This is a genomic window from uncultured Hymenobacter sp. (genome assembly GCF_964242765.1).
GTDB lineage: Bacteria > Bacteroidota > Bacteroidia > Cytophagales > Hymenobacteraceae > Hymenobacter.
This window is the reverse complement of the sequence record NZ_CAXTBM010000102.1, coordinates 1-13738: the sequence shown is the minus strand read 5'-3', so window position 1 is coordinate 13738 and position 13738 is coordinate 1. Positions and strand designations below refer to the sequence as shown.

General features: G+C 51.4%; 9 protein-coding genes and 1 pseudogene. 3 read left to right on the top strand and 7 right to left on the bottom strand.

Going from position 1 to position 13738, the window contains the following annotated elements; all coding sequences use genetic code 11:
- From ACFE7X_RS23805 to ACFE7X_RS23795, 3 genes and pseudogenes are all read left to right on the top strand, one after another.
- Nucleotides 1–241, top strand: a pseudogene (locus ACFE7X_RS23805) (SAM-dependent methyltransferase); the annotation flags it as partial.
- A 228-nt stretch (nt 242–469) separates the two neighbouring features.
- Entirely contained in the window at nt 470–2257 is a 1788-nt protein-coding gene (locus ACFE7X_RS23800; protein ID WP_375438178.1) for a serine hydrolase, read from the top strand.
- A gap of 1081 nt (nt 2258–3338) precedes the next feature.
- Nucleotides 3339–4907 (top strand): hypothetical protein, encoded by a 1569-nt coding sequence (locus ACFE7X_RS23795; RefSeq protein ID WP_375438177.1) that lies wholly within the window; start codon nt 3339–3341, stop codon nt 4905–4907.
- A 240-nt stretch (nt 4908–5147) separates the two neighbouring features.
- On the opposite strand, the gene ACFE7X_RS23790 is transcribed toward ACFE7X_RS23795, so the two are convergent.
- From ACFE7X_RS23790 to ACFE7X_RS23760, 7 genes are all read right to left on the bottom strand, one after another.
- Entirely contained in the window at nt 5148–6011 is an 864-nt protein-coding gene (locus tag ACFE7X_RS23790) for a glycosyltransferase family 32 protein (protein ID WP_375438176.1), read from the bottom strand.
- 244 nt (nt 6012–6255) lie between these two features.
- Nucleotides 6256–6936: a metallophosphoesterase gene (locus ACFE7X_RS23785; RefSeq protein WP_375438175.1), complete on the bottom strand. Its 681-nt coding sequence runs from the start codon at nt 6934–6936 to the stop codon at nt 6256–6258.
- 228 nt (nt 6937–7164) lie between these two features.
- Nucleotides 7165–7983, bottom strand: a complete 819-nt coding sequence (locus ACFE7X_RS23780; RefSeq protein ID WP_375438174.1) for an alpha/beta fold hydrolase — start codon at nt 7981–7983, stop codon at nt 7165–7167.
- 177 nt (nt 7984–8160) lie between these two features.
- On the bottom strand, nt 8161–9972 hold the full coding sequence (locus ACFE7X_RS23775; RefSeq protein WP_375438173.1) for an ABC transporter ATP-binding protein: 1812 nt from the start codon (nt 9970–9972) through the stop codon (nt 8161–8163).
- 114 nt (nt 9973–10086) lie between these two features.
- On the bottom strand, nt 10087–10881 hold the full coding sequence (locus tag ACFE7X_RS23770) for an alpha/beta fold hydrolase (RefSeq protein ID WP_375438172.1): 795 nt from the start codon (nt 10879–10881) through the stop codon (nt 10087–10089).
- Between the two features lie 256 nt (nt 10882–11137).
- The gene (locus ACFE7X_RS23765; RefSeq protein WP_375438171.1) at nt 11138–12424 is read right to left on the bottom strand and encodes a M20/M25/M40 family metallo-hydrolase; all 1287 of its coding nucleotides are present in this window, start codon (nt 12422–12424) and stop codon (nt 11138–11140) included.
- Between the two features lie 199 nt (nt 12425–12623).
- The coding region (locus ACFE7X_RS23760; protein WP_375438170.1) for a SusD/RagB family nutrient-binding outer membrane lipoprotein at nt 12624–13738 on the bottom strand (1115 nt) is incomplete at its 5' end.

The window sequence follows — 13738 nt, the reverse complement described above, 5'->3', positions numbered from 1 at the left end:
ACCTAAGGGTTTGTTTTACATCGGTGAGTTGCATCCATTCAAGCAGTACCAAGGCAGCAAAGCCCGTTTCGACACCACTGGTGGCGTATTCGAGTTGGAGTGCCACATTCATCACATCTCCGATTACACCGAAAGCGCCCGCCAAGAAGGCTTCACTATCGTCGCCTTTCATGAGTGGTTCGATGAGGAAAGCCGGCTCAATGCCCCACGGATTGCATCTTTCCTGTTCCGAAAAGATTAGTGTAGTAAGAATGACATGCTATTTTAGAAGAGTCTTGCTATAAGTATAGTTCAATTGATATGTACGTGCTGTGATGATATAGACACAAGTGCTGGTTATTATAAAATTTATATTTATTACGCAATTATTGTATTTTAAACTTCAGATTATCTAATAAAATTGCCATGTTATTTCGGGGCGCTGAGAGGCGGAATCCGAGGTTATTATGGTCTTTTATTTATATTTAATTTGAAGAAAATTTACACTCTTATCTTATTCCTGCTTTCTTTCAATGTTGGAGCCCAAACGGGCATTCCGGTTCCAGAATTCAAACAGTTTGAAGTGGCGTTGCAACGTTTTATGCAGCGCTGGGAAATATTGGGAGCTTCTGCTGCTTTTGGCACGGAAGATCGGCTGGTTTACGCCCGGGCCTTCGGTTACGCTGATTTGGCCCGCACTGAACCTTTGCAACCGTACCACTTGCTGCGCGTGGCTAGCCTCTCGAAGCCGGTAACCGCCATGGCTATTTTGAAGCTGGTGGAACAAGGGCGTCTGAATTTGGCGGGCAAAGCATTTGGACCGCAAGGGTACTTGCAAAGTTCGTATTACACGAGTGTCATTACCGACCAACGTGTCTACGACATCACCGTGCAGCAACTACTCGAACACAGCGCAGGCTGGGACCGGCTTGTGGGGTGCGACGGGTACGGCAGCTGCGACCCAGTGGATTTCCCGCTGCATGTAGCGCAGAAGCAGAACGTGCCCAGTCCCGTCGGCGACTCCACCATGGTGCGTTTTCTGTTGGCTAAGCGTCTGAACTTTGCGCCGGGTATGCGCTATGCTTATTCCAACATAGGCTATTTGGTGTTGGGCAAGATAGTGGAAGCTGTTACGGGGCAGGGCTACGAAACGTGGGTACAGAACAACTTGTTGGTGCCCGCTGGGGCGTTGGAAGCGCACTTAGGCCGCGACTTGCCTGCGGGTCGATTGGAACGGGAGGCGGAATACCAAAGCCAATACCAAACACTGGCCTGCAATGGCTCCGGACAAACGGTGCCTGCTGCCTACGGCGGCTTCCACCTCGAAGCCATGGGGGCCCACGGGGGCTGGGTGTGCTCGGCGCGTGACTTGGTGCGCTTGGTGCAGGCCGTGGAAGGCGGCCCCGACCACCCCGGTTTGCTAGCACCTTCCACGCTAGCAACCTTGGTTCAGCCTTCCATTTCCGAACCGGGGTATGCCAAGGGATGGCAAGTAAACCGGGCTGGAAATCGCTGGCATGGGGGCCGGCTAGATGGTACGGCCACTTACTTGGTGCGCACAGCGGGGGGCTATACTTGGGCCATCCTGCTCAATACGTGCCCTAGCACGCCTGCCTTTTGGCAAGAACTCGACCAGTTAGGCTGGGTAGCGGCTCCGGGCGCAGCCGGCTGGCCGGCCCACAACCTATCAGCCCCCCAACAAAACGCAACGGCCCTCACCGCTACCCAAGATTCGGCAAGTATGCTGCTGCACTGGACCCGAGGAACCGGCAACCGCCGCTTGGTGCTAATGCGGGCCGACGGGCCGGTAGATGTTTTCCCCACGGATGGCATCCGGTATACAGTGGCTCCCTTCGGCCAGGGTGAGCAGTTGGGCCAAGGCACATACGTGGTAGCCGACGAATCTGCCGACTCCGTATCTGTCCGCAATCTAGACCCGCGTCATTCATACCACATTCGGGTGGTGGAATATGCCGACAACGCAGCCACTAGCAACCAGCCTGTATACACTCTGGACGGAAACCCAACCCTGGTACTGCATCCGGCGGGGGCACTGGCCTTGAATGTGTACCCCAATCCTGCGCACGACGAGCTGGCGGTAGCCGGAGCTACTCTTTCACTGCCCTACGAAGTGATGGGCCAAGACGGACGGCGCGTTAGCAACGGGCAAACGGCACCAGGGCAAACTATTCCGGTTGTTGATTTGCAGCCCGGCACTTATTTCATCCGCTTTCAAGCACCCGAGGGACCCGTATCGCGCCGGTTCGTGAAAGAATAGCACCTATAGTAAGCCGAGACAATAGGAAGAAACTGGCGGAACTCAGGCAAGTTTGCCACATTCAAATCAAGTAAATTGGTGAGTCTCACTTGAGTAGTCAAATCGACTAGTATTCAAGCGGGACTCACCAGTTTCAGCTAAAACCGGGGAGTCCCAGCCAACGCATTGCGGAACCTGCACCTTTGCAAATCTGTGGGGGCTCACTGCTACTCCTGGGGCCTAGCCTTTCGCGCGCTTTAAACCGTTTGTGCAGCCGCGCGCGCTCTTATCAACTTCGGAATCAGATAAATAACCAATTGGCGTAGCTGCAAGTAGAAAAACTTATCAGTCAGTTAATGCCGAAAGACGCAATAGTTTCAAGGCAAAGCTCCTGCGTATTGGTAGTAGTGACAGCCTTTATCAACAAATTGGCTGGTGTGTCGAGCATCAGCAACACCAGCGCTTACCGCCAGAACAACACCTTTTTGGCTGTAGCAAACGACAGCTGTGTTGGCTACCACAATTGTAGCTGCTTAAGCTTTATGAGTACCCGCAATGAAACTCAATGAGCCTCTATGTCGGCTCGCATCAATAAGTTTGTGAAGTAGGGTGGGGTAGGGGAAGCGTGGAGACAGTCTTTGATATCTTACATTCGCTTATTAAAATGCGACTAATTCAGAATTTAAATGGCTGACAATTAGTAATGTGATTGTTATAATCTTGCGCATATTATGCTCTTGTGAATATATGCAATCTTTAATTTGAATACGTATATTGCGGCCTTGCTCTTTGTTCCATCCTTTGTGAGAAGCATTAGCTTTTGTAAAGAATTATAACTTCAAGCGGATTAAAACTGTGTTAGTATTTGTGGTTAGTATAAAAATTGATAAACTGGAAATAATAAAGTATCATAAAAGTAGTGAATAATATTTAAATATTTATTATTATAAAATAGTCAATTCACTCTATTTATTAGTAGCAGATATTAAATTAAAGATGAATATTCGCAAATCACTCTCAAAAGCATTGCTGATAATATTTATTATCAAGATCTGAGTTCTAACACACGAATAAAATTGTCATTAATAAAACCTCTTGCATTTTGACACTTAAAAACAGCTTCTGGATTTTCTTTATCGTTTTACTTTGTATACACGCAACCATTGTTTTGTGCATTGATTTCTTTCCCTTTGCTGATGTACCTAGTCATTTAGCAGAGGGAGTAATTTATAGATATTATAACGAAGCCTCCAATCAATTTAATCAGTATTACACGCTGAATTATCTACTTTATCCCAACACTTTTCACTTATTCTTTTTTTCCTTGCCTATTTTCCCAGATGTGGAAATTGCCAATAAGGTATTGCATCTGGTTCTTGTAGTCACGTTGCCCGTATTAGTGTTGCTCGTAATTAAGGAATTGAACGGCAATAAATGGTTTGCTATTATTGCTTTTATTTTAGTATACAATTATAATTTAACGTTTGGCTTTACCGGAAACGCCATAGCCAACAATGTGGTGCTGCTGATCCTGTGGCTGTGGCTACGAGCTATTGATAAGAAGTCCACTTATATTATGAACATGGTCTTTATATCCTTGCTATTATTAGTGGTGTATTTTTCACACGCTATGGTAGCCTTGTTCTGTATGATGATGGTTGGATCTTTCTTGCTGTATAGGTACAGAGCTAATTTTAAAGCCTTGGTTCTAAATTCGTTTACCTTGGTGCCTTTAGGCTTGTTAATTGTTTATTGGTGGTTTGTTCTTCAAAAATCAGCCGAGAATAGTGCTGGCTTCACTACCGAAGAAACGTCAACCGGGGCGTTTATGAAAGAATATTATAAGCATGAGTTCTTACAGATTTTTTTGATCAGAGCTAAGTTTATAGTGGCTGATAATGCGCAGCTGTTTAGCGGGCCCCTCGGAAAAATAGTCGCCCTTCTTTTGGCCTTCATTATTCTGGTTCCTTTTATAATACTTGCCTATAAGTATTTTTCCAATAAAGATGCTGTACAGCGGCAAAGCTTGTATCCAACCATTGATGAAAAGCTAATTTATATTTTTATATTATTGGGTGTAAGCTGCTTTTGTTACTTTCTGCTGCCTCAACGTATTCCTGGCCAAGAGCCATTGTATGAGCGTTTCTCTACTATTTTGTTGTTCGCTCTTATTTTTATTGCCTGCAAAGCACCACAAGTGGATAACAGGCTATTTGCTTACGCGACTACTTTTGTTGCTTTTGCGCATTTGGTGTTGTGGGGCCAATACTTCTATCAGTTCGATCAGGAGAACAAGGGATTTCCGGAAGTATTGCCAACTGATAACACAAAAACTCTCTCGTATATGAATTACGATTCTTATTACAGAGGAAGGATGATATACGACCATTTTCAAAATTATTTCATAGTAAAAAATAAAGGTATTTCTACAACCAGGATAATTGACTACAGATTTGGTATGATTAGAAGGAAAGCAAGCGGCGGGTTACCCTACCAGGGGTATATGTATTATAATGAGAGCCCTAGAAAGCTGATGGAGAAGTCTGATTATCTACTGATCAGAGGTGATATTGCCGCTAGAGACCAAAAGCTTCTAGACTCACTAAATACTTTCAAAAAGGTTAAGGACGTCAATGACTGGCATTTATTGCAAAAAGTCAGCAGGCCATAAGCCGTAGCGAGGCGGGATTCTGCGCACGTAAACCGGCTGATAAGAAGTCCCGAACTTGTGTTTGGGCTTGCCTATCATAATGAAGCGCTTTGGGCCAAAGTGGTTACTACGGCAGAAAATAGGAAGGCGGGCTAACGTAGTTTGTGCACATAGCAAACTGCGTTAACCCGCCTCGTTTCTTGCCGTAGCCTGGGTGGTTTAGCTACCCCATGATCTGAGAGCTACTGGTTGTGGCGTTACTTACCGGCCAAACAGTAAGTGCTTGCTTTTCTTCGCAAAGCTGTACAGATGAGCCGGCAACTTATTCACCCAGCTCATGTGCACGACGGATTCGGTTAGTAAAGAGTAATTCGTTTTGTAAACTGCCCGGTGCGAGGTGGTTTTATAAATGTTGTACTGAAGGCCCACGACCGTCTCGTCGGTCACTGCCCGGTACGATGCGGTGGGTAGCAGCGGCTGAATTGCGAGTGTGTAAGCTAGAGGGCCCGTGAGCCGTAGCACGCCTATGCCGCCGGTGCCGTGTAGCCACGGACGGTAGTTGTCGATATTGGTGAGCACAGTTTCGAGCACTGCCTTCAGGAAAGGGTGGCCGGGTGCCGCAATGATATGCCACTGTTGGTACTCGCCGCCCGCAAGGTGCGCTACCTCTTTCGACATGCCAAACCCTTCGTGTGATTCACCGGGCTTGTTTCTCCAATTAGACAAAATGTATCTGTCGTCGGGTTGCAATACCTCATCGAGAGGACGAGTGCAGGTGCTCTTAATATCTAAATAGACGCCGCCACACTTATAAAGCAGCAAATAGCGGAACAAATCGGCTCGGGCCGCGCCATACCGCGGGTTTATGCGTTCATAATAACCGAGAATGTTAAGTCCGTAATTCTCCTTGATGAATTCCTTTATATCGTCATCGTCATGAATAATATGCTTCCAGCCAGGATTCAACATTTTCATGTTGTCGACATTCTGCTGTAGCTCGGCCGGCAACTTCTTGGTCATGAAAGTCTGGTGAATAACACGGGGGATAACCGTGCCTTCCTCTAATGGCAGCAGATGGGGTTGCCTGCCAGTATGTAAAGCAGGAGGGGAAAGTACTTTTGTCATAGGTAATTTGATGCAATCAGATAACGGCCCGCTAATCACTAGCAGGCAACAATATTGCAAATCCTGCGCAAAGATGTAAAAAGAGTAAGAAGCTAGTAGAGGTCGGGAAAAGCACCGCTCTGATTTCTTGTTTTGCAATGACGAAAATAGGCGCCCGCCGTGAGCACAGCGCCTTGGTGACAAGTCTTGACTTCCGAGTTAGTTTTGGCGCCAGCAGCAAAAGCATTGTTGCAGCTAAGCAGGGTTAGCGTCCTTGCACGCCAGGGTATAGCTCCTGCACAATGTCGCTCTGGACAAACTCTTTGGTGCGTACGTTCATCATGCTCAGGCGACCACTGAAAGCAGCGCCTTGATCGAGGTTCCAAACGTTGGCACGTTGGAGGGGAACTTCACTCTCCGGCAGGGTAGGCGTGTGGCCAATAAAACATTCATTGTAAGCCGATGCCTCTAGGCCATACTGCCACAAGGTGCGCATCCAGATCAATAAATCCGGGTCTTGCTCGGCAATCGGAACGGTTGGATCGTAGCCGGCATGGACGTAAAGATTCCCTATTTCGTCTTCGAAATAGGGGATTTGCTTGCTAAAGAAGTCTTGAAGATGTTGCTGGATGTAGCTCACTGACTTTTGCTGGTAAGCATCGTAGGTAGCTTTTCCACCTTGGGTGTACCAAGCTTTGTCTACCTGTCTCAGGGGCGGCAGAGTGGCCAGCCACTCGGTGGCCCACTGGTCGTGGTTGCCTTGTAGCCAGATGCTATCCGGAATGCCGAGCAGACGCTCCACGCATTGCGGCGTTTCGGGCCAGCCATCGGCTACGTCGCCCAAATGAATAAGCCGGTCGATGCCCGGGCGAAACGGACTGCGCTCCAACACCTGCTCTAGCGCCCGAAATGCCCCATGAATGTCGCCTAGTACATACGTTTCCATGAGATTACTACGAGTAAAGCAGCTATAAGGCGACAGCTAAAATAACCACCATAGAAAGCAAATGCATTGCGCTTTCGCAACTTAATTGGCTGCAAGCCAAGCTGCCCTTAACGTAATGCTGAACGCTATAAGAAAGGTAGCCTCAAGAAAGGCAGCGTCACACTTGATTCCTGCACGGCCAGAGTGTCGCCAACCCGGACGTTGGAAATATCAGCGGAATCGAAGGGGTTAGCGAGCGGGCGGCGGAATGATGCGGGCCTGAAAAAACGCGTCGGTCTTGCGGTTAAACTCGTCGGCATGCTCCTGTAGGGTAGCGTGGCCGCTGTTGGGCACAATCCAAAGCCAGGCGCGGGGTAAGCTTTGATAGATAGCCACCGTGTGCTCGGGTTGAATAACGTCCCGGTCGCCGGCGATGATGAAAGCGGGGGCCTTGATGCGCGCCAGCGCCGGCAGCGGAACGTGGGGATGGCGCCAGTCGAGCAGGAATACCTTCCAGTCGTTTTTGCGGCCGGGGTCAGTGAACGTTTGAGTGCGGCCTTGCTGGTAGCCGCGCTTCATTTGTTGCCACAGTTCCGGCATCAGGGCCGTAGAATCAGGCCAGAGGTTGGCGCCGGTAGCGGCTAGCCGTTTCACTTTTTCGGGGTGGCGCAACGCCAGCAGCAGCGCCGTAATACCCCCGTCGCTCCAACCGAGCACGTACGCGGAATCGAGGCGCAAATGGGTGAGCAGGGCCGCGCAATCGTCGGCTAGCATCTCGAAGCTTAGCGAATCAATGCCGTCCAAGGATTTACCGTGAGCCCGGCTATCGAGGGCAATGACGCGGTAGCGCTTGGCGAAGTAGGGAATGGTTTTCTGGAATTCTTTGCTGCTGCCGCCGTTGCCGTGCAAGAGCAGCAGAGGCGGGCCGACGCCGTACATTTCATAGTACAGCTTCACGCCGCGCACGGTGGCGTACTTTCCGGCGGCGGGGTTGTTGCCATACGGTACCACCTGCCCTAGTGCTAGCCGGGCGAACAGCAGAAGCGCAAGAAGCAGGGAATAGCGCATGGATTACTGTATTTGTGTTAGCACCCAACTGGCCTGAAAGCTCATAAGTAAAGCAGCTCCAGCCTGCCGCTAGCGCAGCATTAAAAGTATAACCTCCGCGTGGCGGCTGGTCACGAATTACGCTGCGCTAAACTCGCGCTAGTTGAAAGTAGGTAGACCATTTGGAATATAGTTCTCTCACGCCGCCGTATCGCCTACCTCGTCCTCATCGTCTACCATCACGCGGGCTAGCTTTTCGATGTTGAGGCTGCGGGCGGAGGCGTCGAAGATTTCGCGGTAGGTGCCGCGCAGGTCGTAGAGCTGCTCGTGGGTGCCGCTTTCCACCATGCGGCCTTCCTTCATGACGTAGATGCAGTCCGAGTCCACGATTTGGGCCAGGCTGTGAGAAATAATAACCACCGTGCGGCCCTGCTTGATGGCGTCGAGGGAGTTCTTGATTTGCTCGGTGGCAATGGCGTCGAGGGAGGCAGTGGGTTCGTCGAGGAAGATGATGGGCGGGTTCTTGAGGAACAGCCGCGCAATGGCAATGCGCTGCTGCTGCCCACCCGAGAGCTGCTGGGCATCGGACGCATATTGCTTGGGTAGCTGCATTATCTGCTCGTGCAGGTAGGCTTGCCGGGCGGCGTGCTGCACTTGCTCGAAGCTGGCATCCATCACGCCGTAGCGGATATTTTCCTCGATGGTGCCCTTGAAGATGTGGTTTTTCTGGAGCACCAGCCCGATTTGCTGGCGCAGGGCGTGGGTATCGTAGTCGGCCAAGGGCTGGCCATCCAGGAGCATTTTGCCGTGGTCGGGGGCGTAGAACTTGCAGAGCAGGTTGATGATGGTGCTCTTGCCAGCGCCGCTCAAACCCACCAAGGCAGTGGTTTTGCCGGCCTCAATGGTTAGGCAAACGTCGTGCAGGGCCTGGGTACCGCTGGGGTAGGTGAAGTTCACGTTGCAGATGTCGAAGGTGCCGCGCAGGTGGTCGGGTTGCAGCGGGCCGGTAGGCTCCACGGCACCTTGGGCATCGAGGATATCGAAGAAGCCTTCGGAGTAGGTGAGGGCGTCGTTCATTTCGTCGTAGATACGGTGCAGCTGCCGGATGGGCGCCGACACGTTGTTGAAGAGCAGGATATGGAACATAATGGCCCCGATGGAAATTTGCCGGTCGAGTACCAAGTAGGCCGTTAAGATGATGATGAGCACCACGCCTACCTGCTCGGTGAAGGTTTTGAGGCCGTCGTAGCGGAAGTTGGTTTTGCGCGTCTGGAGCTGGGCTTCCTGGAGGCTTTGCTGCGCCTGCGCCTGTTTCAACTCTTCGTAGTCTTCGCGCACAAAGCTTTTGATGACTACGGCCGAGTCGATTAGGTTGACGAGGCCTTGGCTTTTGGCTTCGCGCAAGCCGCGCAAAGCTCGGCGGGTACCGTTCAGCTTGTCGGCCTGCCGGTAGCTAATCCAGAAGTAGAGCGGCATGATGCACACGGCCACCAAGCCTACGTATACGTTGGCCGTGAACATAATTACGAGGGCCACGATGGAGTTAGCAAATAGCGGCAGGATATCGATAAAGAAGTTCTGCACCAGCTTCATCAAGCTTTCCACGCCCCGGTCGATGCGGGTTTGGAGCTTGCCGGTTTGGTTGCCATTGTCGGAATAGAAGCCGAGTTGGTAGCTCAGAATCTTGCGCACCGCATCCTGCGAGAGGGTGCTCGACACATTGATGCGGATTTTTTCGCCGTAGAACTTTTGCCCGAACTGGATGAAGGTGTTGATGATTTCCTTGCCGAGCAGCAGTACGCTCACCAGCAACAGCAGGTCGGCACCTTGTGTTAAGCCCTTGTTCTGGTTCAGCAGCCCCTGCACTGTATCCACAGTATAGCGCAGCACGAACGGATTAACCTGTGCCGCCAACGACCCTACCAGCGTCAGCAGCAGCGTGCCGATAACCAGCGGGCGGTAGGGCCGGACGTACGGATAAAGGCGCTTGATAATTTCCCAAAGGCTCATGCGTCGGTAAGGGCTAAGTAAGGATAGCCGGTTAGACGCGAGAGGCAAGGAGGAGGTTGTACCCACAAGAAGCACTTGCTCTGAGGGATACCGCAGGCAGGCTAATAAGCCATTCTATACTTCCATGAAAGCTTCAATGGCTTTCAGCGTTTCGCGCGGCGCGCTTACGTGCGGACAGTGCCCATTTACGGGCAGGGTAACAAGCGTAGCGCCCGGAATAGCAGCCTGTAGATAGTCGCCTACTTCTAGCGGCGCAATTAGGTCCTGGGCGCATTGCACCAATAAGCAGGGCGCTTGCAGATAAGCCAGATCTTGCCGGTTATCCGACAGAAACGTAACGCGGGCAAATTGTTTGGCGATGGCAGGGTCGTTCTGACAGAAGCTATGCGCCAGCTCAGCCGCCAGCGACGGCTGGTCGGGATTGCCCATCAGGAACGGAGCAAAAGAATCGGCCCAGCCTACGAAATCCTTTTCCATATACGCCAGCATTGCCTCCACATCAGCTCGATCAAAACCACCGTAATAATTTGTTTGGTTGAGGTAGCAGGGAGAAGGGCACAGCAGTAATAGCTGCTGAAACCGAGTAGGTTCCTGAATGGCCGCGAGCATCCCAATCATAGCGCCCACCGAGTGGCCAACCAAGGTGACATCAGTTAATTTCAGCTCCCGGCAAATGGCAAGCACGTCTTGCGCATACCCGTCCAGCGACGCATACTTTTTAGGGTCGTAGGCCGAGGCGTCAGACAAACCCGCGCCTACGTGGTCGAAGAGCACTAGTTGATATTGCTTGGAAAGAGCAGGAAGAAGGTAGCGCCAGATACTTTGGTCACAGCCGAAGCCATTCACAAAGAGAAGCGTTTGCTGCCCCTGGCCTACTACGTGGACGTTGTTCTGTTTGAGCGCATTCATTGTTAATACGGTAACTAGCAACTTTTAAATTATACTTAAAATCCTGTATAATATCAAATACTGTCAAAATAGGACGCATTATGCCGCGTAATTCCTTTTTGGTTACCATTCAACTTGTAACGAACCAAAATGAGACTTTTTTTGAGCTGCCTGAACTAGCATTCAGGGAATGAGGGCCATCTAGTACCGTTCCAAGAGCTAAAGTTGCGTTTTTCAACGTGCTTTAGGTAGGCTGTAGGCTGTGCCTGCTTGTGGCTTAGCGCGTTAGGCGGTATATCATCAGGGCGGCGCGCTGCACAAGCAGCGGAAATTCCTTGGTGTTAAGCGTTTCGCCGGGAGCGTGGGCGCCTTTGCCCGAAGCACCTAGACCATCAAGGCAATCCAGGTACTGCGCTACCAGCGACACGTCACCGGCGCCGCGCGAGCCGGGGTCGCCGGCGGTTACGGCTCCGAAGCCCAAATCGCGGCTCACTTGGTCGGCGAGGGCAGCGAGCTTCTGGTTGCCGGGCGTGGGCGGCATACCGGGTAGGTTATCGGTGAACAAGATTTCGGCGCGGGTGTTCGTTAAGTTACGCGCCACGATTTCGCGCATTTTGGTGCGGGCATCTTCTTTTTGCTTTTCGGTAAGGAAGCGCAGGTCGCCGGCCACATTTACTTCCGGCGAAATAATGTTGGTTTTGCCGGCGACTTCGCCGTGCGCTTTGGCGGCTTCATACTTCACCTCCGAGCCCCCAACTATCAACCCCGGATTGAAAGTCAGGTACTGCTCTTCACTCAGCTTCTCCCGAAACTCATTCAGAATGCGGGCCGCCTCGAAAATAGCGCCGTAGCCCACATTGGGCTTGAAAATGGTAGACGAGTGGCCCGCTTGTCCATAGGTTTTGAGTTGCCAGCTACTAGAACCACGGCGTGCCGTAGCCACCGAGTGCAGTCCCGCCGCTCCTTCAAACGCCAGCGCGACCTCCGATTCTTTGGCTTTGGCAATGAAGTCGGCGCGGCTGGCTTCGCCCTCGCCTTTGCGTTCCTCGTCGCCGGTGAAGTAGGCCGTAATGGTGGTGTTATCGAGCAGGCCGTTTTGCTGCAAGGCCTGCAAGGCAGCTAATATCACCACGTCGCCCCCTTTCATATCGTTGACGCCTTGCCCGGTGGCCGTCGTGTCGTTGAGCTGCGTGTACTTGGTGAAGGGCATATCCAGCTCGAACACGGTATCGAGGTGCCCAATAAGGAAGAGCTTTTTGCCTTTCTTGCCTTTGCGCTGCGCCACCAAATGGCCCGCGCGCTGCATGGCCGGGGGCATGGCTACCCATTCGGTTTTAAAGCCAATAGCGTCAAATTCTTTTCGGAAAATGTCACCCACTTCGCGTACGCCTTTCTGGTTCAGGGTGCCGCTGTTGATGTTCACTACCTGCATCAGCAGCTTCTCGCTCTGCGGCATATTTTGCTTTACCGAAGCGAGTATTTTTTGCTCAGTGGGCGTAAGCTTTTGGGCATTGACAGTGAAGGCGCACAGTAGCGCGTACGCAAGAACAAGTTGTTTTCTCATGAGGTAGGGTAGCTTTTCAAGAGGAACATACTAGAAATTGTTGTTTGCTGCTACTATGCAGTCAAGAGAAGCGCCGATAAGTAAAGGAAGGTGTGGTGCTTCAAGCTCAAATGCAGTGAGCAAGGACCGAGCGCTGAGCTCATAAAAAAAGGAGGTTGAGCCTATCAACCTCCTTTCTTAAGCACTACGGCATTAGCAGCTAATCAAGAACATCCCAGAATATCTTGGACGTAAATTGATTGATGTCGGCGGGAATATTTCCTGCGTTGGTACTAATCTCGGTCTGTGGATATAGCAGCCGAACCGGCAGCTTATCAGCCCGCGGAGAGCTAGATTGCAGCGACGCCGGAAACTTTGGGAAAGCGGTTCTTCTGTATTCGTTCCAAGCCTCAATCGCCGTTACCGAGTTCATGGCCAGATATTTCTGGTAGATAATTTTATCAACCTTGTCGGGCCGGCTGGAAGGCAAGTCCCAGTTTACCTGCGGATTGGTAAGGTTGGCGGCTAGATACTTGGTGTAATCCGGGACGGCATTAGCAGAAACGTTGTTGGTTGAGGAAGCTTGGCTGGGAGCCGGAGCATAGAAGTAGACGAACGAAGCCCGAATGCCATTGTTGAAGTCTGTTTTTGCTGCTGCGTCGCCTCCTGCCAGAAAGCCTCTTGCTTTAGCTTCGGCCTGAAGGAAGTAGCTCTCCGCCGCTAAGAGCAGCGGCGTAGGCGCATCGAAACCTTTCAGAATACCGCCATTGTCTTTCCAGCGGGATATTTGGGTGCTGCCCGGCAGCGGGTTCGGGTCGCCTAACACCACTCCTTTGTAAGTGCCGTTGAAGCTGCCAGCCGTAGCCAAAACATAAAGCTGTGCTACCCGCGGATCATTGTTCTTGGCGTATTGATCGATAACGTACTGCGTGCCAGCCTGCCAGTTACGGTTGGCTGCTTGCGCACCCGCTGCATTGGCCCGGTACATGTTCCAGAAAGGATTTTGCTTGCCGGTGGTCTGCAAATAACCGGGCTGCACCTGCACATCAACCGTCACGAAGCCATCAGGCGCCGACTGAAGCTTGGTCATCTCTGCCCGCACGTAAGCATCCAAAGACGGCACGAAGGATTGCCGAAGTAAGATCCGAAGCTTGAGCGTATTGGCAAATTGAACCCACCGGGTCATGTTGCCAGCAAACACAATGTCCTCGGCGCCCACGGCGGGGGAGCCAGTCCCAGCTTTGATGGCAACCACGGCCTCGTCTAGTTTCACCGCAAGGTCCTTGTAGATATCTTCGGCCTTATCGTATTGCGGGGCAAGAAGAGGCGTAGCTG